Source organism: Advenella faeciporci (genome assembly GCF_014652395.1).
Lineage (GTDB): Bacteria > Pseudomonadota > Gammaproteobacteria > Burkholderiales > Burkholderiaceae_B > Advenella > Advenella faeciporci.
This window is the reverse complement of record NZ_BMYS01000001.1, coordinates 138,785-158,045: the sequence shown is the minus strand read 5'-3', so window position 1 is coordinate 158,045 and position 19,261 is coordinate 138,785. Positions and strand designations below refer to the sequence as shown.

16 protein-coding genes and 1 tRNA gene are annotated in these 19,261 nt (G+C 48.2%); 9 read left to right on the top strand and 8 right to left on the bottom strand.

Translation table 11 applies throughout. The annotated features are described in order from the left end of the window. Positions 1 to 596 precede the first annotated feature (596 nt). A tRNA-Pro gene (locus IE074_RS00725) sits at positions 597 to 673 on the top strand. Positions 674 to 1,193: 520 nt separating this feature from the next. Here IE074_RS00725 and IE074_RS00720 read toward each other — a convergent pair. Beyond that, positions 1,194 to 1,859: a hypothetical protein gene (locus tag IE074_RS00720; protein ID WP_189383523.1), complete on the bottom strand. Its 666-nt coding sequence runs from the start codon at positions 1,857 to 1,859 to the stop codon at positions 1,194 to 1,196. 134 nt (positions 1,860 to 1,993) lie between these two features. Here IE074_RS00720 and IE074_RS00715 point away from each other — a divergent pair, with 134 nt between their 5' ends. Then, entirely contained in the window at positions 1,994 to 2,506 is a 513-nt protein-coding gene (locus tag IE074_RS00715; RefSeq protein ID WP_189383732.1) for a DUF2165 family protein, read from the top strand. A gap of 254 nt (positions 2,507 to 2,760) precedes the next feature. Here the strand turns inward: IE074_RS00715 and IE074_RS00710 are convergent, their stop codons facing one another. Continuing rightward, complete coding sequence (locus tag IE074_RS00710; RefSeq protein WP_189383522.1) at positions 2,761 to 3,693, bottom strand: LysR family transcriptional regulator; 933 nt, start codon at positions 3,691 to 3,693, stop codon at positions 2,761 to 2,763. Positions 3,694 to 3,766: 73 nt separating this feature from the next. On the opposite strand from IE074_RS00710, the gene IE074_RS00705 reads away from it, so the two are divergent. From IE074_RS00705 to IE074_RS00685, 5 genes are all read left to right on the top strand, one after another. Further along, positions 3,767 to 4,915: a Bug family tripartite tricarboxylate transporter substrate binding protein gene (locus IE074_RS00705; protein ID WP_189383521.1), complete on the top strand. Its 1,149-nt coding sequence runs from the start codon at positions 3,767 to 3,769 to the stop codon at positions 4,913 to 4,915. 72 nt (positions 4,916 to 4,987) lie between these two features. Beyond that, the gene (locus IE074_RS00700; protein ID WP_189383731.1) at positions 4,988 to 5,398 is read left to right on the top strand and encodes a PaaI family thioesterase; all 411 of its coding nucleotides are present in this window, start codon (positions 4,988 to 4,990) and stop codon (positions 5,396 to 5,398) included. Between the two features lie 80 nt (positions 5,399 to 5,478). Next, the gene (locus IE074_RS00695) at positions 5,479 to 8,796 is read left to right on the top strand and encodes an acetyl-CoA carboxylase family protein (RefSeq protein ID WP_189383520.1); all 3,318 of its coding nucleotides are present in this window, start codon (positions 5,479 to 5,481) and stop codon (positions 8,794 to 8,796) included. 29 nt (positions 8,797 to 8,825) lie between these two features. Beyond that, the gene (locus IE074_RS00690) at positions 8,826 to 11,279 is read left to right on the top strand and encodes a CaiB/BaiF CoA-transferase family protein (RefSeq protein ID WP_189383519.1); all 2,454 of its coding nucleotides are present in this window, start codon (positions 8,826 to 8,828) and stop codon (positions 11,277 to 11,279) included. Between the two features lie 48 nt (positions 11,280 to 11,327). After that, positions 11,328 to 12,335 (top strand): Bug family tripartite tricarboxylate transporter substrate binding protein, encoded by a 1,008-nt coding sequence (locus tag IE074_RS00685; RefSeq protein WP_189383518.1) that lies wholly within the window; start codon positions 11,328 to 11,330, stop codon positions 12,333 to 12,335. 369 nt (positions 12,336 to 12,704) lie between these two features. On the opposite strand, the gene IE074_RS00680 is transcribed toward IE074_RS00685, so the two are convergent. The 3 genes from IE074_RS00680 to IE074_RS00670 all read right to left on the bottom strand — a co-directional run bounded on the left by IE074_RS00680 (position 12,705) and on the right by IE074_RS00670 (position 15,224). Continuing rightward, the gene (locus IE074_RS00680; RefSeq protein WP_189383517.1) at positions 12,705 to 13,298 is read right to left on the bottom strand and encodes a metal-dependent hydrolase; all 594 of its coding nucleotides are present in this window, start codon (positions 13,296 to 13,298) and stop codon (positions 12,705 to 12,707) included. Positions 13,299 to 13,524: 226 nt separating this feature from the next. Then, the gene (locus IE074_RS00675; protein WP_189383516.1) at positions 13,525 to 14,799 is read right to left on the bottom strand and encodes a Y-family DNA polymerase; all 1,275 of its coding nucleotides are present in this window, start codon (positions 14,797 to 14,799) and stop codon (positions 13,525 to 13,527) included. Continuing rightward, a complete protein-coding gene (locus tag IE074_RS00670) occupies positions 14,796 to 15,224 on the bottom strand; it encodes a LexA family protein (RefSeq protein ID WP_189383515.1) in 429 nt (142 codons plus the stop codon). Before IE074_RS00670 ends, IE074_RS00675 begins: the two co-directional genes overlap by 4 nt. Positions 15,225 to 15,299: 75 nt before the next feature. Here IE074_RS00670 and IE074_RS00665 point away from each other — a divergent pair, with 75 nt between their 5' ends. Both IE074_RS00665 and trhA read left to right on the top strand, forming a co-directional pair. Continuing rightward, positions 15,300 to 15,938 carry an SOS response-associated peptidase gene (locus IE074_RS00665; RefSeq protein ID WP_189383514.1) on the top strand — a complete coding sequence of 213 codons (639 nt, stop codon included), beginning with the start codon at positions 15,300 to 15,302 and terminating at the stop codon, positions 15,936 to 15,938. Between the two features lie 64 nt (positions 15,939 to 16,002). Then, positions 16,003 to 16,620 (top strand): PAQR family membrane homeostasis protein TrhA, encoded by a 618-nt coding sequence (trhA, locus tag IE074_RS00660; RefSeq protein WP_189383513.1) that lies wholly within the window; start codon positions 16,003 to 16,005, stop codon positions 16,618 to 16,620. Positions 16,621 to 16,749: 129 nt separating this feature from the next. Here trhA and IE074_RS00655 read toward each other — a convergent pair whose 3' ends face one another. The 3 genes from IE074_RS00655 to IE074_RS00645 form a co-directional block, all read right to left on the bottom strand. After that, positions 16,750 to 17,391, bottom strand: a complete 642-nt coding sequence (locus IE074_RS00655; protein WP_189383512.1) for a transposase — start codon at positions 17,389 to 17,391, stop codon at positions 16,750 to 16,752. Continuing rightward, complete coding sequence (locus IE074_RS00650) at positions 17,373 to 18,068, bottom strand: transposase (RefSeq protein ID WP_189383511.1); 696 nt, start codon at positions 18,066 to 18,068, stop codon at positions 17,373 to 17,375. The genes IE074_RS00655 and IE074_RS00650 overlap by 19 nt, the downstream gene beginning before the upstream one ends. 216 nt (positions 18,069 to 18,284) lie before the next feature. Then, complete coding sequence (locus IE074_RS00645; RefSeq protein WP_189383510.1) at positions 18,285 to 18,713, bottom strand: hypothetical protein; 429 nt, start codon at positions 18,711 to 18,713, stop codon at positions 18,285 to 18,287. Between the last annotated feature and the right edge of the window lie 548 nt (positions 18,714 to 19,261).

The window sequence follows — 19,261 nt, the reverse complement described above, 5'->3', positions numbered from 1 at the left end:
ATAAAGTAAATGGATAAGAGGATGGCGGGTGCAATGTACCAAGTGGTACAGGGAAAGTATTGCACCAGGATTTAATTATAGTCACGACTTTTTCCCGCAAGGGGAGGAACCATCATCATCTTAAGGTTACTTGAGTAATTTACTTGGGTATTATTGATGCAGGTTAAGGGAAAGCCCTGAGTGTGTGTTTTTTCATACAGAAAAATGACTTTTCTGGACGCTTGAAAATTTTCAAAAAACCAAAAATCGCACATTATTTATTTATGCATGAAATAAATATTTTTTTTAATACGATTGTGGATATTTTTTATCCACTTTAACTGTGGATAACCTTGCGTATAAGAAATTAGCAACTCGCTTAAGTCTTGATCTGACAGGGAATTTTTGTCAACTGCTTATGAAATGATCAGTGCTGTTTTGGCTACAGAAGAGAATGTGGGGAATGTTCATGCCAGTCGATTGTCAAGCAAAAATGCCTGAAAATGAAAAATATTATAGAAAAAATAAAAGGAAGGGGCTTGCAATTTGTCTTAGGTTGGGCTATAGTCTCATTCTTACTTACACAGCTTTGTGCGAACAGGCAAATAAGTAACAGTCGGGGCGTAGCGCAGCCTGGTAGCGCACTTGCATGGGGTGCAAGGGGTCGAAGGTTCGAATCCTTCCGTTCCGACCAATTAAATAAATCAAGGACTTACGTGAAAACGGGAAGTCCTTTTTTTATGTCCGTTGGGTTGAGGGGTAAACTAGTTAAAAATTTGGCTAAGTAACATTTTGTATGCGTTCCCACGCGGGGTGAACTGACCCCATCGTATCAAAAAATAACGTTGCTGCTTAATTAAGTTATGAAATTTTGCACCAGGGCTTGTAAAGCAACGTTTATTTGTTTGACGCTTTCCTGTGTTAATTGCGTTAATCCCTGCGCAAATACATTTTCAAGGCTCACCTGTACCCAAATGCTCACTTAAATAGCTTGTTGCATCGTTATCTCTTTCTCAGGGTTCAACTTCACTGGTTCAGTTGGTTCACAGTTTCTGACTTGACGTGTACCCCAGCGTGATGGCTTGTTCTCCAGCCTGCTCTAACACCGCTTTACGTTGAGCTAGCAACGCGGTGTTTTCGCCGTCATACATTGAGTTGAAAATATGAGCAATCCCTCTAACCTTTACCGAGTCAATGTTAGAGGAATTATTAGTTTATTTTGCACAATCAGACCTGAGCGTACTAAGCCCGTGGCCAATGGTTATGGCAGTTGGTGTAACCTTTTTGAAGGCATTATAACCCTGTGTATTGAAGCGGTCGTCGCAGTTAAAACGGGCATCCATCACGTAGTTTTCTCCGGCGGCTTGTTCCATATGGTTTTGCCATGCTGTAGCGGCATCAATGGCAGCGTCACTAACAAGTTTAAATTCAAGTAGTACTTCCATGAAGTTTATTGCATGAGGCCCTTCCCAAAGCGCATAAACCGATGGATCATAGGCATTACCGCACATGCCTAAGCAATCGGCCATAAAGGTAAAATTATCAAATTCAAAAGCGCCAACGGTTAACGGGGTATTGGCTGGTGGTGCGTAAGAGTCAATGAAGGTACTTAAATCAGCTTGGCATTTATCATTTAATTCTATGCGCAAGGCAGAGACATCGTTGTTATCAATCGTAGCAGTGATATTGCATCCTTGTACCCTGAAACTATGCTCATTGCCTGAAGATTTTCGGGGAATGCCCGCGATTGACTCAAAGTAACGCTGAGTAGTGCCAAGCATATCACCGTTGAAAACTTCTTTGACCGTTTTAGCTTGCACAGCGTTGGCAAAAGGGCTGATTAACGTTGAGGCGATGAGCATTTTGGGAAGGAGTGACATGAACAAGATCCTTATTGCTGTGGTTGTATAAAATTGAATGTAAGCATATTTTATATTATTAAGTTTTGGTAAGTTTAACCGGTTACTCATGGTAGTGTATGGTTTTGGTTCAATTGAATTCAGGTGGTGGGATTATGGCGGTTCGTTGGTCGAAAATTTTGTTGATAACGGCAATTGCCTTGTTTGCGTCGTTGGTGGCTTTTGGCAATATCACCGACTACAACAGTAATTTTTCATTCGTGCAGCACGTGTTGCTGATGGATACCATTTTTCCAGATTCCACAATTTCTTATCGTGCCATTCATTCGCCGGTATTGCATCATGCTGCGTACCTACTCATCATTGGGCTTGAGGTTTTTACCGCCCTGTTGTGTTGGTGGGGTGCGGGGCGCTTGTTAGTGCGTAGAAAAGCATCGGCTTATAATTTCAACCGGGCAAAAAATATTGCCGTCTGTGGGCTAACGCTTGGTTTCTTACTGTGGCAGGTTGGTTTTATGTCGGTGGGGGGAGAATGGTTCGGTATGTGGATGTCGTCCGAATGGAACGGCATTCAATCAGCCTTTCAGTTCTTTGTGACGATTATTCTTGTTTTAATCTACGTGGTTTTTCCTGACACTGAGGTAGACGGTAATTCTCTCGAAAAATAAACATATTATAAGGTAGAGTTTTTTCTTAATGGAATCAGAAAATTTTGTGTGAAGATCCTACAGTTTAACGTAAGCTAAATTATTGTGATTTGAAGCAAACAGAAGCGGGATAACATGAGGCCGAGCTTTGCTGCTAAATGGACTGAGCAGTGCTATATTTTATAAGTGGTGTGCTAAGCTTAGGTATACCAGATCAAAGCCAATTTACTGCATACCTGGCGCTGGCAACATCAGTACGCTCTGCCTTTTCTTCATTACTTATCATAAAGCCATTCCACACCCGCACAACTGAATTTCTTAACGAATGGACGGAGCAAGTCTATTAGTTCTCTTTGGAGTGTTTCCACCATATGCGGATTACGATTGATTACTGGACTACCAATAATCACGGTCCGGTGAAGGTTGGGGCTAATGATTGGCGCGCCAACAATTCGCTTGGCCTTCAGCATAGGGGTAATCGGCATTACTGGCAGAATGGTGTAACCAACTCCGCGTTCAACGAGGTCAAGAATGACGTTGGTATTGTCTGACTCTGCCACCAGATTCAAATTAACCCCAATAATGGTGCATGCACGATCAATGACGTTGCGAAGACTTTGCGCTTCAGGAACCACCATAGGTCTTTTTGCAACCTCATCAAGGGTAATGGGATGGGATTGAGATAATCCGCAATCAGGTAGGCCGACAACGTAAATCGGTTCGCGAAAAACGGGTGACGTAAGGAGCAACTCGGATTGCAAGTAGTCCCCCATGAGGCAAATGTCCAGTTTGCCATCTTCAAGGCCATCTTGCAAAAAATCAGAAAAACCGGTAGCGATTCGGACTTTCAAGTCCGGGTATTGCTGACGCAGAGACGTTACCAGTGGTCCGGCCAAAACAGCTGCAAGTCCTGGTAGCATGCCTACGGCAACAGAACCAGTTAGGTTTGCGGCAGCGGCGCCGATGTCAGCCTTGGCCTTATTAAGCACCTTTAATGAAACCCGGACTTGGTCAACGAAACGACGACCTGGAGTAGTTAAAACCATTCCCAGGCGATTGCGCTCAAACAAAGGAGTACCCAGCTCATCTTCCAGTTGTTTCAATTGTCGCGACAATGCCGGTTGGACGATGTGAAGGAGCTCGGCTGCCTTGGTCAGGCTACCCGTTTCCGCAATAGCCAGGATGGTCCGAAGTTGTTTTAAGTCCAACGTTGGTTCACCTCAATTGAGATCTATGCCGAATCGCTATAGGTGTTAGAGAAAAATGTGAATTGTGTCACAAATGTACGTAGCCTACCATTGTATCACTGAAGATGAAGAACATGATTTTGGCAATCTATTCTTCATTGACAGTCTATTAAATAAAAAAATCTCTAGCATCGTTATTAATAAAAGGATAGCGATGAATGGAAGACAAATTTTCGGAGACAAAATGCTAATAAATTACAAATTGAGCCACCGAATGTTTTCGGTAACTTCGATATTTATTGCTGCATCGGTGTTGTGCCTTTCAAATAGCGCTTCTGCTGCGGATTGGCCACAAGAGCAACCAATTAACATCATTGTGCCGTTTGCCCCAGGTGGATTTACTGACTTGATTGCACGCCGCTTGGCACTTGATTTGGGGAAAACACTGAATACGAGTGTAATCGTTCAAAACAAAGCTGGTGCAAGTGGACAAATCGGCAGCGCGGTAGTTGCTAAAGAGAAACCCGATGGATACACATTATTGGTTACGGCCACGCAGCACGTTATCTACCCCGCACTGCAACCGAATCTTCCTTATGATCCAAAAAAAGATTTTTCAAATATAGCAATTTTGGCGCTTGCACCAAACGTACTATTAGTGCCGGCCAATTCTCCTGTCAACAACGTAAAAGATTTTGTTGATTATGCGAATAAACAGCAAGGTGGCCTCGCCTTCGGTTCAAGTGGCGTTGGTGGATCTGCCCATTTGTCTGGTGAACAATTCAAACTCGTAACTGGTGCGAACCTTCGTCATATTCCCTATAAAGGCGCAGCACCTGCTGTAGCCGACCTGATTGGCGCACAGATTCCATCCGCATTCCTGGATGCGACATCTGCTTCAGCCTTTATTCAAAATGGAAAGGCCAAGGCATTGGCAGTTACATCAAAGCAGCAATTACCTTCATTGCCCAGCATTCCCACCATCGCTGAATCCGGATACCCCAGCTATGAATCCCAGGCTTGGGTAGGACTGTTTGGGCCGCCCGGAATGCCTGCAGAAATAGTTACCAAGCTCAATGACATTGCGCAACAAAGCAATGCGCAGAAAGAGAATATCAAATGGTTGTCTGACAACAACTCCATTTCCTTGAAGTTATCACCAAAGCAAGTAACAGAGTTTATTAATTCAGAGCTCGATAAGTGGCAACAGGTCGTGAACGATGCTCAAGTCATTGCCCAATAATCTTTGGCTTATTTTTTTATGAATACGTTAGAGAGTTCAAGTTTGAGCATTGAAAAAAATCAGGATTTATTCATGGAGGTAGATAACTTGCAAATTAAGCATTTTGGGATTGAAGTGCCATTTATGAACCACATTGGTCTCCAAAGTATCAATCTGGAAGGTAATTGTTGCCGTACTCATTTGCAATTAAACCGCAGTCTCGTCAACAGTCGTGGGGACATTCACGGGGGGGCATTGATGAGCGCCCTGGATTTCACACTAAGCGTTGTGGCACGTGCACACGACTTGGCCAATGTTGGAGCGGCAACAATTGATATGTCGACTCATTTCTATGACCCGGCCAAATCGAACGTAAACATTATTGCCACATGCAAACGGCGTGGCAAGAGTATTGCATTTTGCGAAGGTGAGGTCCAAGACGAAAACGGCGTGGTTTTGGCTGTTGCACGTGCTGTCTTCAAACTGGTACCGAGAACTCATTGAAAGCTTTTCTTGGTCTCGGGCAAATCTTTAGTGGTAAGAAAAAGAATTATTAAGACAATAAATCAGGAAATCAGGAAATCATGAAGAAAATTTTTGTGGCCAATCGTGGCGAAATTGCCGTTCGAATTCTTCGCGCAATACGTGATCTGGGAATGCACAGTGTAGCGGCTTATTCGAGCGATGATTCAAATTCACGACATCGAATTCTGGCGGACTCATCAGTTGCATTGAATGGAGAAGGTCCCGCGGCCTATATCAATATCGATGCCATTATCGCTGCCGCAAAAAAGGAAAATTGCGATGCCATCCACCCCGGTTATGGTTTCCTGAGCGAACGACCGGATTTTGCCCAAGCGTGTGCTGATGCAGGGATTACCTTCATTGGCCCCGAAGTCAAACAATTGGCCCTGTTTGGGGACAAGGGAAGCGCATTGAAGCTCGCTAGGGAGTGCGGTGTACCTGTGATGCCAGCCACTCATGGTGGAGCCACACTGGAGGAAATTGTGCGGTTCTTCGACGAGCAGGGCGGCGTTGGTATCGTCATCAAGGCTGTTGGCGGCGGCGGAGGGCGTGGCATGCGTGTCGTAAAGTCCAAGGCTGAAATCCCTGAACTTTATGCTCGCTGTCGATCTGAGGCGATGTCCGCATTTGGGGTGAATGCCCTATATGCAGAGCGCTTGGTAAACCGCGCGCGTCACATTGAGGTGCAAATTGTAGGTGATGGTACACATGTTGTTGCACTGGGTGAGCGGGATTGCACGTTGCAACGTCGCTTCCAAAAAGTGGTGGAAATTGCACCTAGCCCTGTCCTCAAGGCTGAATTGCGTACAGAGATTCTTGCTGCAGCAAGCAAGCTTGCATCGAAGGTGAACTATCGTAGCCTTGGTACGTTTGAATTCCTCGTTGAAGAAGATGAAGATGGCGTACAAACGGATTTTGTTTTCATCGAGGCAAATCCTCGGCTTCAAGTTGAACATACGATCACCGAACAAGTTTTTGGGCTCGATCTGGTGGCGCTGCAAATCGGCATTGCACAAGGAAAGAGCCTTGAAGCTTTGGGCGTGAATCCTGTGAGTCCTCCGCAGATGAAGGGCTATGCTATTCAAGTGCGAGTTACAGCGGAGTCCATGGATGCCAATGGTTTGGCGCGACCGGCATACGGTCGTCTGGAACGCTTTGATCCACCTACGGGCCCTGATGTGCGAGTGGATACGCATGCCTATAGTGGTTATTGTCCCCCACCAGCTTTCGATACGCTTTTGGCCAAGATGATTGTTTCTAGCACTAGCGATGACTTTTCAAATGTCGTCAGGCGCTTGCGACGCAGTTTGGATGAGTTCAGGGTCGTAGGCGTTTCGACAAACATTTATTTACTGAAAGCGCTTGTCGATCGTGATGATTTTCTCCATCAAAAAAACCATACCCGTTATATCGAATCTATTCTTGAGGAGTTGGTGGTTAATGCCTCTCAAATCGAAAGTGAGCAAAATGCCAAGGATCAGCTCATTAACGAGACGACTCGTACAGCCACCTCGCCGATGGCAGTGAACAATGTAATACATGAAGTACTTGACGAGGGCCTTGTCGCCACCCGCGCGCCTTTGAGTGGGCGCATTGTTGAAATCTCTGTTGAGATAGGTGATTTTGTTCTGAAAGGTCAACTTATTGCGGTCATCGATGCGATGAAGATGGAGCACTCCGTTATTGCCGAATTCAATGGGCGAGTCACTGAGGTACGTGCGAATAAAGGTAATCAGACAGTTGATGGCGATATCCTGGTGGTGCTGGAGCAGGATTTGGAAGACTCAGACGAAAAAGTTGCTGTCGAAACCATAGATTTAACGGCTATTCGTCCCGATTTACAGGCAGTACTTGATCGTCATTCAATTCTGTATGACGATGCTCGCCCGGACGCTGTTGCCAAACGGCGCGCGCGAGGGCAACGAACTGCCCGTGAAAACATTGCTGATCTGTGTGATGATGACTCCTTTGTTGAATACGGCGCATTGGTCGTTGCCGCACAAGCCAGCCGTCGGACGAAGGAGGATCTGATAGTAAACACACCGGCTGACGGTATCGTTACAGGTATTGGTAATATCAACGGTGACATGTTCGATTATGACCAGTCGTTAAGTGCTGTAATGGCCTATGACGCAACGGTACTGGCGGGCACACAGGGCAAGAGAAATCACATTAAGACCGACCGTTTGGTAGAGCGTGCGCGCCGCGATGAGATGCCGTTTGTGCTATTTGCAGAAGGCGGAGGGGGACGTCCCGGAGATGTGGACTTCCCATTTATTTCAGGGTTGTACCAGCCTTCATTTGCGGCGTTAGCCGAGCTAAGTGGTGAGGTTCCACTGCTAGGCATCGTGTCTGGTCGATGCTTTGCTGGCAATGCTGCATTTTTAGGCGTGTGTGATGTAATCATTGCGGACAAGAATTCCAATATAGGCATGGCTGGTCCGGCAATGATTGAGGGCGGTGGTTTGGGAATATACAAACCAGAAGATATTGGCCCAGCAAACGTACAATTTGCGAACGGTGTCATCGACGTTCTCGTAGAAAATGAAGCTGAAGCCGTTACTGTCGCGAAGCATTACCTTTCTATGTTCCAGGGCAGAGCAAAAGACTGGTCAGCACCCAATCCGCTGGAACTTCGACACGTAGTCCCCGAAAATCGCTTACGCGTCTATGACAGTCGTAAGGTCATTGAAGGGATCGCTGACGTAGGAAGTGTATTGATGCTACGCTCGGGATTCGGACTCGGCATGCATACCGCACTTGCACGAGTTGAAGGTCAGCCGGTAGGTATCATTGCCAATAACCCACAACACCTGGGCGGTGCCATTGACGCAGATGCGGCAGACAAGGCAGCCCGGTTCATGAATCTTTGTGACGTTCATGGCCTGCCTATCATTTCGCTGATTGATACGCCAGGATTCATGGTTGGTCCCGACGAAGAAGCAAAGGCTCAAGTGCGTCATGTATCCCGCATGTTCGTGACAGCCGCCAAATTGCGCGTCGCAATACTTGCCATTGCCTTGCGAAAAGGCTACGGCCTGGGGGCTATGGCAATGGCAGGCGGAAGCTTTCGTTCTGCAAGCTGCTCGGTATCTTGGCCAACAGGGGAATTTGGTCCAATGGGGCTTGAAGGCTCCATCCGGTTGGGATTCAAAAAGGAACTGGACAGCGTTCCGGATGGACCGGAACGGAAAGCGCTTTACGACCAGTTAGTGGCACGCGCATATGAACGTGGTCATGCCATAAACGTCGCATCCACGACTGAAATTGATGCGGTCATCGATCCGGCAGAAACGCGAACATGGATTCGACAAGGCATTGCTTCAGCATCGTTACGCGCTAGTCGTCCCCGTCGCTCCTTTATCGACACATGGTAAGTGCAGCACACAAATAAAGGAGACAGACTGTGATTAAACATGAACCCAACAGCCAGCTCGCTCTTGCTGGACTACGCATACTGGAAATAGGTACTGGAGCTGCATTGGCTTATGCTGGAAAGCTCTTCGCTGATTTTGGCGCTGAGGTTATCAAGGTGGAGGATCCAGACGGAGATGCACTTCGAACGGTTCCCCCGCTTCTGACGAGTTCAGATCATGAAGCGCAAAGCGCACTGAACGCCTGGCTCAATACAAATAAACGCAACGTCACACTGGATGGTAAATGCCCCAAGGAGCAAGAATGGTTGTCGCGACTGGCAAAAACCTGCGATGTGGTTCTCGATGCCAGGGCTCTAAGTGAGGGCATCGAGGTTTTGAAATGCCCTGTTTATGGTGAAAGTGAAACAACCAACGGCGAAAACGTTCCAATTACGGTGTATTTGACCTGGTTTGGTGAAAGTGGCCCTTACAGCAAATTCGTTGGAACGACCGCTGTTTGCCGGGCCTTGGCCGGTGCTGTTTACGGTAGCGGTGCGGTCGAAGGGCCTCCCCATCTGCCACATGACGTGCAAACGGGAATTGTTGCAGGTATTGGTGCTTTTTCAAGTGCAATTTCAGCCTTGATAGGGGAATCTGATGGAAGTCGTCGATATGTGCTCAGCATTCATGAAATGGCTTTCTCTGTTGTAGAGATGGAAGCCGGCATGGTGCAGGACGGGCGTCATCCTAAAGCCAGATTGGGCGTCAACCGGTTTTGTACGACGTATCCTGGAGGGATCTACAAAACCAAAGAAGGCTGGATCGGTATTTTCGCGCACACTGGTCCGCAATGGACTGCGTTGTGTTCAGCGGTAGGATATCCAGAACATGCTCAAGACCCGCGATTCATTAACGGGCCGATACGCATGCAACATGCCGATGAGATTGACGATTTTTTGATTCCCGCATTGCTTACCAAGACTGCCAAGGAATGGTTTGAGGAACTTAGCAAGGCTAAATTCCCTGCGGTAGTCGTACCGACAATGGATGAATTGCTTCAGCAGCAGGTTCATCGTGATCGCGGAGCATTTGTTCCTGTGAAGTCCGGTACTAGCCAGTTTGAAGGTGTGATCGTTCCGTTTCCGCTCGGAGATGCAGGACCATTGCCAGGTGGTGTGGCGCCGCTTAAGGGCGCAGACAACCAGTTCTATCATACCGACGAAGCGCTGGCTTCGAGAGTGCACCGTATTCGTGCAAAAGTAGGTGTGGCACCACTACGGAAAATACGTGTAATTGATTTGACCATGGGGTGGGCAGGCCCCTTGGCGGCACGAACTCTTGCTGATTTTGGTGCCGAAGTCATCAAAGTCGAAGGAACCCAATATCCGGACTGGTGGAGAGGAACTCATTACACCGAAGAATTTTATAATGAGAGGCAGTACGAGAAAAACTCTAATTTTGCTTTGATGAACCGTAACAAGCTTGGCATTACTCTGGATTTATCTCGCCAAGAGGGGCGTACAGTTTTACTTGATTTGGTTAAAACTGCCGATATCGTCATCGAAAATTATTCAACTGAAGTGCTTCCCAAGTTGGGCCTGGATTATGCTGCTTTATCCAAGGTGAATAATCGGCTGGTAATGGTGTCCATGCCCGCGTTTGGCGCAGGCAACGAATGGAGCACCACCCGGGCTTATGGCGGTACACTTGAGCAAGCTAGCGGTTTACCGCATCACACAGGATTTGAGCAGAATCCGCCATCACTAACTTCCTATGCATATGGCGATCCTATTGGTGGATGGAATGGAGGCGCGGCAGCCCTCCTATCGCTATTCGTACAAGCGCGTACAGGGAAAGGCAGGCACGTCAATCTTTCGCAAGTTGAATGTATGCTTCCAATGGTTGCGCCATATATCTTGGAACAATCCGTTTGCGGGAAAACCACCCCGCGAAATGGTAACGTGCACCCCATCTTTTCTCCGCATGGTGTTTATCAATGTGCGGGCAATGATGAGTGGGTGGTTCTGAGCGTCAGTAACGAAACACAGTGGAAGACCTTGATCAACGTGATTGATGCTCATCACCTAGGCACCGACTTGTCATTGAACCAGGTTGAGGGCCGCCGTTTGCAGCGGCAGCAGATAGATGTTCATATAAACACATGGTGCAAACAAAGATCTGCAGACAGCGCGATGCGTGAACTGCAAATGGCCGGCATTGGTGCAGGCGTGGTAAAGCCAGTCTGGAGTGTTTTGGACGATCCACACTTTAACGATAGAGGCTTCTTCAAAAAGATCCCTCGTGCATATCTTGGTGAGTATCTGACTACGACACCTTGGTTCAGAGAGACGGTCGCACCAACGGAGGTTGTACGTCCGGCGCCTACGCTAGGTGAGCATAGTCGCGAAGTCTTCTCTCTGGTGCTTGGAATGACTCAGGAACAGCAGCAAGCACTTGAGGATTGCGGAATCACTGGGACCGCAGCAAGCAAGAAAACAACTTAGAGGTCGCGAAAAGCGTTTTTTATTCATTGATTTTTTTGGAGACATAACATGACTATGTTCAGCTCGCGTAGGAATTTTCTAGCCGCAGCCACAAGCGTTGCGGGAGCTTCAGCGTTTGGGTTGGGTTCTACCATCGCTTTTGCGCAGGACAAAAAGTGGCCAACCAAGATGATTCGAATCATTGTTCCATTTCCGGCGGGATCCATTACCGATGCAATGGCTCGCCTGCTTGCCGATAATCTTTCCAAGTCTCTGGGACAGTCGGTGATTGTGGAAAACAAAGGAGGGGCCAATGGTTCCATTGGTGCAACTTCAGTTGCTCGTTCGGCACCAGACGGTTATACCCTGTTGGCTACCAACAGCAGCAGCATTACCGGTAATCCCTTAATTTACAAAAATTCGCCGTACAAATCGACTGATTTTGCCCCGATCTCGCTGGTGCTGGATGCACCGTTCATCCTGAATGTAAATCCTGAGTGGGCAGAGAAGCATTCCATCAACTCGGTGAAGGACTTGGTTGCATTTGCCAAGAGCCATCCTTCTGAGCTTAGTTACGGGTCTGGCGGAGTAGGGAATCTCGCGCACTTGGCGTATGTTATGTTGAGCAATGACGGGGAGTTCAAGGCCTCGCATGTCCCGTACAAGGCAGCATCGCAGGCGAGTATGGCAGTAATGTCAGGCGAGGTGAATACTTCGTTCGACACGTTGGCCAGCGTTCCGCAAATTCGCTCTGGAAAGCTCAAGGCTCTTGCGGTAACTCCGAAGGAACGGATTCCCCAGATGCCCGATGTTCCTACGATGGCTGAAGCGGGCTTTCCGGATATTGATATGACGTTCTGGTTGGGTCTGTTGGCACCTGCCGGAACCCCACCGGACATCATTGAAAAGTTGTACGAGTACTCCAAGCAGGCTATGTCTGTGCCGGCAGCGAATACGTTACTGAGTGCGCAAGGAACCATTGTCATGACGAATCCGAAGGATTTCGCCGCGCGTATTGCGAGCGAGACCAAGCAGTTGGCTGAAGTCATCAAGAGAGAGAACATTATTCTCGATTAATGTGCGTTAATCTCAATCTGACCGTAATACTCCGGCCAGAGCCGGAGCCTTATTCTGGTTTTTAATAAGTCACGTAACCCAGGTTATATCTGATATGGTATTTTCTAGTAAAAGCCATATTAGATATAGCGGTGTTAGGATTGTTGAGACTGTAACTAGTTACTGGCGGTCTCCTGTTGTGTAAAACCCCCGTAAGGTCATATCAAGGACTTACGTGAAAACGGGAAGTCCTTTTTTATACCTGTTAAGTTTAGGGGTAAACAAAGGTCTAAATCAGAAAAAAAGCTTAGCTAAATAACATTCCGTCTGTGTTCCCACGCCGAGCATGGGAAAGTGACCTATCTGATTTTTCGTTCTGCTTCCTTTTGCTCAAAAATGAACGTTACTGCTTAAATAAGTGATGAAATTTTGAACCAGGGGTTGTAAAACAACGTTTATTTGTTTGACGCTTTCCTGGGTTAGTTGCGTTAATCCCTGCGCAAATACATTATCAGGGTTCACCTGTACCCAAATGCTCACACCAAAAACCGTAAATAAACTTACCAGCACTGTTTCGTTTCTGCCCGAGCGCCACCAGCCTTTTTTGCCCAATCGAATGCGTTGCAGTGGATGAATCCAGGGAATGCCCATGGGGTTGGGGGCATCGGCCAGAATATGGCTTAATGCACCGGTTGCCGCGCCAATCATGGCGGCACCTTCAAGCTCTTTAACAGCAAACCCCCAGTACATTAAACCCACCCAAATCCAGGGCCAATGAGTGTAGGTGCGGTGTTTGATGAGCGAACCGGTTCGAACCCCTTTGCGATAATAGGGGATTTCCACCCAGTCGGGCAAGGAGGTGGAAACAGCTGCCACGAGAGCACTTGCTGTTTGTAAAAACACATCCAGTCCTGCTATTTTTGCAATTGCCGCTGCAATAAATGCCGCACCAAGGCCGGTAAGCCTATGCCCTTTACCAGTCATTAAAAAACATCCAACCAACGTAACGATGCTGCACGTTATACAGGCGCAGTAATAATTAATTATTAATATGTTAATGGTAATATATATATTACTTAAATTAATTGGGATTCCAGTATTTTTGTATTTTATTTATGGCTGGTCTATTGTTCTCACGCAGGAGCATGGGAACCAGTAAGGTTTGCCGTGCACTACTCGTTCCCATGCTCCTGCGTGGTACGCTTACCCGCTAAGCCTGCACCACCATGAGCTCATTCCAGTTAGTGGTATAACCTTGGGTTTTTCTTTCCTGCCGCATAAACCAGTTGTCTTTGGCATGAATGCCGGTGGCGGCGATTTTCAGGGTGTTTCTGCCAAACTGGCGGTTGATGGCGTCAAGCGTGTGCATTAACCTTTCCCGTTTTTCATATTCAGGTTCAACAGAAAAAAGTTCTTGCTGGATTATCTGGCTATCTTCAATATCCAGCAGCATGACTCCCGCCTTGGCATAATTGAACCCGGGCCGAAATAATTTTTGCAATGCCGATAAGGCGGCCTGGGTATGGGCAATGGTGTCTGATGATGGCGTATTTAAATACACCAGATAGCTGGCGCCGTATTGCCTGCCAGGGCGAAACGGGCTGGTGCGAATAAATACGCTGAGGCCGCCAGCCATAGAGCCCTGCTGGCGCAACTTGCTACACGCAATAGCCGTGAACTCAGAAACGGCATGGGCCAGCTGTCTTAGGCTTGTTACCGGAAAGCCAAAAGAGCGCGAAGAAATAATCTGCTTCTTGGGTTCCATATCGGTTTCAAAGGTGATTCTGGACGTACCACGCAACTCTTGAATGGTTTTTGCCAGCACGATACTGAATTCCTTGCGTGCGGTTTCAGGGTTTAACCTGGCCAGATCCAGGGCGGTAGAAATACCCATGTTATTCAGTCGCTGGCTGATTTTTTTGCCTACCCCCCAAACTTCACCCACTTTAATATTGCGCATGGCCCGGCCAAGATCCTGGCGGCTCAGGGAGGTTAAGTCGCATACCCCATCCCATTGCGGCTGCTTCTTGGCCATATGGTTGGCCAGTTTGGCCAGTGTTTTGGTGGGGCCAATGCCCACACAGGTGGGTATGCCAACATCTCGCAAGACCTGGTGCCTTATTTGCTGTCCGTACCAGGTCATGTTTTGCCTAATGCCAGACAAATCCAGGAAAGATTCATCAATTGAATACACTTCTTGTACGGGGGCGAACCGGCTAATGATTCTCATCATGCGCTCGCTCATGTCGCCATAAAGCGGAAAATTGGCCGACAGCCCCACCAGCCCGCGCGATTCCAGGTGTTTAATTTGAAACCAGGGGGCGCCCATGGCAATGCCCAGGGCCTTGGCTTCATCAGTGCGCGAAATGGCACAGCCATCGTTGTTTGACAGGACGATAAGTGGTTTGCCCTTGAGCGAAGGATTGAAAACCCGCTCGCAGGAGCAATAAAAACAATTGCCGTCAATTAAGGCAAATGCCGTCATGATGCCGCTTTGATGATGTAAGTAACCACGCCCCAAACCGACCATTGCTGACCGGGCAGGGGGACGATATCCGCGTAGGCGGCGTTTTCTGCGCCAAGCTTTAACAGGCCGTTTTTTTTGTACAGCCGCTTAACCGTGACTTCGCCGTCAATTTCAGCAATCACGATATGGTTATGACGGGGTGTTAGCGAACGGTCTACAATCAAACGATCGCCGTCATCGATGCCCGCACCCGTCATGCTGTTGCCCTTAACCTGCATGAAATAAGTGGCTTCGGGGTGTTGAATTAAAATATCGTTAAGGTCAATCCGGTTAACGGCCAGGTCTTGGGCGGGCGAAGGGAAACCGGCAGGTGTTTTGCAGCTGATTTCCTTTATTGGCAACGGGCTATTCCGGATGGGTGTGAGATGAGCAGGTATGTTCATAATGTATGCTGTTTATTTATACAGTATATTTATAACATTTTTCAGCTGAAAAAACAGCAATAGGGATGGATATTTATGTGTGGCCGCTATGCTTTATTCAATACGCAAGAGTTGCAAAGCCAGTTTGAGCTTGACTTTACAGATCCCATGCCAGCACGCTACAACATTGCGCCCCAACAAATTGCGCCTGTGATTAAAGAGGTGGGTGGCAGGCGGGTGTTAATGCATGCCATCTGGGGGCTGCGTCCTTCATGGGCGAATGATGCCATGCCCAAACCCTTCAACGCAAAAGTGGAAACCGTCGCAGAAAAACCGTTTTTCAGGAATGCCTGGCAACGGTCAAGGGTAATTGTGCCAGCCAATGGCTATTACGAATGGAAAACCACCGCCTCAGGCAAACAGCCGTATTTTATCTATCCGGAATCAGGCCTGTTTGGTTTTGCCGGCTTGCTGGAATTTCATGAGGAGGTGCCTAACTTCACCATTATTACCACCGCTGCCAATGCGCTTACCCAGGAAATTCATGACCGCATGCCGGTAATTCTGCAACCGGCAGATTACGCGGCCTGGCTTGATACGGGCAACAGTAACAAGTTGCTGTTACGGCAAATTGCCGGGCAGTATCCGTCAGAAAAGATGCGTATGCAAATGGCACACAAGGCGGTGGGGAATGTGAGCACTGAAGGGGCGTTTTTGTTGGGCGACAACAATTAATAGTGTATAACTTAACAAAGATATGCAGTATCGCAGGAATGGCGGACGGAAAAGGAACAGGCGAATGTATTACGGTGAACGGTTTAACAGTATTTCCCACTTGGCAGGGGCAGGGCTGGCAGTTGTTGGTGCAGTGCTGCTTATTGTGCTTGGCGCACAGGCTGGTGATCCCTGGAAAATTGTTGGCTTCAGCATTTATGGGGCCATGTTGCTTTTTTTATACCTGGCATCCACGCTTTATCACAGCCTGCGCGGCAGGGCCAAACAGATTTGGTGCAAATTTGATCATTGTTCCATTTATCTTCTGATTGCCGGCAGTTATACGCCCTTTGCCTTGGTCAGCCTGCGGGGTGCCTGGGGATGGACGTTGTTTGGCGTGGTATGGGGGCTGGCCGTGCTGGGCATTGTTCAGGAAATCTGGCTGGCGAGTGGCAAACGGGTGTTTTCAATGCTGCTTTACGTGTTGATGGGCTGGCTGGCCATTATCGCGCTATTTCCGCTAATGGAGGCACTGGGTCGGGATGGCTTTTTATGGCTGCTGGCCGGTGGCGTGGCCTATACGGCAGGTATTTTATTCTATGCTAACGACAGCCGCTGGCCGCATGCGCATGGTATTTGGCATTTGTTTGTGCTGGCGGGTAGCGGTATTCACTACGTTACCATGTTGCGGTATGTGGCCTGAATTTGTTCGTATTTGAATGGGTTAGTGAATGGCGTGATGCGGCCCCAGGGTGTCAGGGCTATGTTCGGTGAACCTCGTTCCCATGCTCCTGAGGCTGTCGCAAAACGATTTCTTGCGCAATCATTGTCATCACCAGGTTGCTAGCAGGTGCCTTCGCCTCATCAGAGCAACCTGGCACTCGATGGGGCGCACGCAGCGCCGGTAAACGCGCTGGACAAGGCAAATCAGGCATAATAAGTCCAATAGAGCCTTCAGCAGCCCCACGGCGCGCCAGAGGTTGTAGGCCATCGCATGCAGCGCAAATTCGCGCCTGACAGCAGCCAGCCCACGGCGTCGGAAGCGGTCCAGTTTTTGCTGGCCGCGCAGCCTGGCGAACACCGGCTCAACCATGGCTTTACGTTGACTAAACACGCGCTGCGCACCAGGCTGCGCCATGACGTCCCGAAGCCCGTCACGTGCCCGATCCTCAGGGTAACCTTTAATTTTTCGTACCTTGGCGTTGGTGCAGCGATCCCGCAATGGGCAGTCGCTACAAGACGCACTGGCGTAAATGGCGTGTTCACGGCAAGCGCTTGAACGCGCTACCGTGGACACCCGCCTTAGTACCTGACCTGCCGGACAGCGATAGGTGTCGGTTTGTTCATCGTATTGGAAGTCGCTTTTATGGAACTTGCCTGTCCCCTGGCCATGACTCGGGGGCCACTTTCCCGCCGGGCATAGCAGGCTGCTGTCGCGTTCAAGCGTGGCAGCAATCACCTCATCATGGAACATTCACGGGCTTCTCGTTCCGCCTGCTGGGCATTCGGGTCTGCGGGTGCCTGCGCCAAGGCCTCACGAGCGGCTTTTGCCTGGGACTTAACCGCTTCCTCTTTAAGCAATTTATAGTGCGAACAGGCTGCCTCGATCACCGTACCATCGCCCGCCACACGCTGGCTGCTGGAACGACAGGCCTGTAAAACGGAGCGGGTCAGTGACTCAAAAAAATCATGGGTCAGTGATGCTTCATGCAGCGTAATGAAGCGACCAATATTCGCATGGTCTGGCGCAATACCGCCACAGACCCACATGCAGCCGACGTCCAGCCGCGCGAGTCGCTCTAACGCCCGTAATGAATGCACGCCTTGCATAATGCCATAAAGAATCAAACCCATCATACAGCGTGGTGCATAGGGCGCGCGACCGGTAAGCGCATAGCGTTGTTCAAACAGTTCCCAGTCCTGTTCATCCAGCAACTTGGCCACCGTCAACGGCGTTAACTCACCACTGTCACGCAGATATTGCTCAAGCCGAACCGTGCCCACAAACATCTGGCTGGGATTGCCAGACACAAAACGGCGTGCCCCTGGCAGCGCTGGGCGCGACAGGATCGGTTCAGAGGCACTGGGGGCTCCGGTAAATAAATCAAACTGCTGATTATCCAGCTGAGGAACTTTACGCGTCGTACTCATTAGTGATTCTCGTGGCGCTAAACTTAGTCATAGTAAAAAGTGTACAGGTTAAGGGCCTTTTGCGACAGCCTCTCCTGCGTGGGAATGCATATCAGTACCGATATCCAGTTCAAACATTGACCAAAGTGTATGCTGTTCCCACGCGGGAGCATGGGAACAAGTAAGAGCCTTCTACCTTTGTGAGGTGGGAAGCTCTACAGGACAAAGCTATTCGGGTTACCGTATGGCCAAACCAGAAGGTTTAATCAATTGCTGGAATTCTGGTGCAGTTACTGCTTTTTTAACTAATTGCTGTACGGCTGGGGCAAATGCTTCCGCCACATTGCGGCATGCGTAATCGGCAATAAAGCTGGAACTAAATGGATATTTTATATTTGTATCATATCCTGCGGGTAGTGAGTCAGAAGCCAAGTGCATACCAATAGCCCAATTAGCAGCCCCGGCTGAGCTAAATCCCAGTTCAGTAATTTGTGCCTTAATGCGGTTTTTTGACTCGGGTGCATAAAAATCGTTTGAATATAACTCGGATTTTAAGGCTTCTTCAATATACTGGGGGGCTGTTTTACCCGGGGCAGGGTTTACAGGGCCAGCTGCCTGGCAGTTTAAATTGGGGCTAAGGCCTTCTTTGTAGGTGATGGTTTCCAAGGCTGCGCTTTCTGCATTGGCTGCTTTTGCGGCTTCCTTGATGGCGATTTGATTGTCAGCCAGCGATGGCCGTGCTTATTCGTATATATTAATATTCTCTATCATTTTAGTATTTTTCATATATTAATTATTAAACACCTTTTTAACGACAAGAAGCAATGAGCTGCGCCTCATAGAGTGAAGCGGTTTCAATGACGGTACTCAGCTTGGCTTGAGCAGAAAATTGTTCTGATTTGGTTTTTTATCGTGGCAGAGGCTGATAACTATCCTTCCAGAGTTGTAGGGAAATGCAAAGAGGTCAATTCCTTTATAAGCAAGGGGTTATGCCAGATGGGGGGCAGTGAGATGAGCAATATGCTCATAATAAATAATGTTTATTTGTTCAGTTTATTTATATTGTTTTTCAGCTGAAAAATGGTCCTTACAGGCATGACGCATGAAAACCAGGAATATAAATAACAACAAACATAACTAAATAAGAATATGTGCTTGACATCACATCAATGGCCACCTATTATGAATAACAGTGATATATCACTGTTATTCAA

What these genes read in the sequence shown, in the direction of transcription:
- IE074_RS00670 (WP_189383515.1), bottom strand. Translation starts at nt 15,224, where the DNA reads ATGAACATACCTGCTCATCTCACACCCATCCGGAATAGCCCGTTGCCA.
- trhA (WP_189383513.1), top strand. Translation starts at nt 16,003, where the DNA reads ATGTATTACGGTGAACGGTTTAACAGTATTTCCCACTTGGCAGGGGCA.
- IE074_RS00675 (WP_189383516.1), bottom strand. Translation starts at nt 14,799, where the DNA reads ATGACGGCATTTGCCTTAATTGACGGCAATTGTTTTTATTGCTCCTGC.
- IE074_RS00665 (WP_189383514.1), top strand. Translation starts at nt 15,300, where the DNA reads ATGTGTGGCCGCTATGCTTTATTCAATACGCAAGAGTTGCAAAGCCAG.
- IE074_RS00685 (WP_189383518.1), top strand. Translation starts at nt 11,328, where the DNA reads ATGACTATGTTCAGCTCGCGTAGGAATTTTCTAGCCGCAGCCACAAGC.
- IE074_RS00680 (WP_189383517.1), bottom strand. Translation starts at nt 13,298, where the DNA reads ATGACTGGTAAAGGGCATAGGCTTACCGGCCTTGGTGCGGCATTTATT.
- IE074_RS00695 (WP_189383520.1), top strand. Translation starts at nt 5,479, where the DNA reads ATGAAGAAAATTTTTGTGGCCAATCGTGGCGAAATTGCCGTTCGAATT.
- IE074_RS00720 (WP_189383523.1), bottom strand. Translation starts at nt 1,859, where the DNA reads ATGTCACTCCTTCCCAAAATGCTCATCGCCTCAACGTTAATCAGCCCT.
- IE074_RS00700 (WP_189383731.1), top strand. Translation starts at nt 4,988, where the DNA reads ATGGAGGTAGATAACTTGCAAATTAAGCATTTTGGGATTGAAGTGCCA.
- IE074_RS00655 (WP_189383512.1), bottom strand. Translation starts at nt 17,391, where the DNA reads ATGTTCCATGATGAGGTGATTGCTGCCACGCTTGAACGCGACAGCAGC.
- IE074_RS00650 (WP_189383511.1), bottom strand. Translation starts at nt 18,068, where the DNA reads ATGAGTACGACGCGTAAAGTTCCTCAGCTGGATAATCAGCAGTTTGAT.
- IE074_RS00715 (WP_189383732.1), top strand. Translation starts at nt 1,994, where the DNA reads ATGGCGGTTCGTTGGTCGAAAATTTTGTTGATAACGGCAATTGCCTTG.
- IE074_RS00705 (WP_189383521.1), top strand. Translation starts at nt 3,767, where the DNA reads ATGTACGTAGCCTACCATTGTATCACTGAAGATGAAGAACATGATTTT.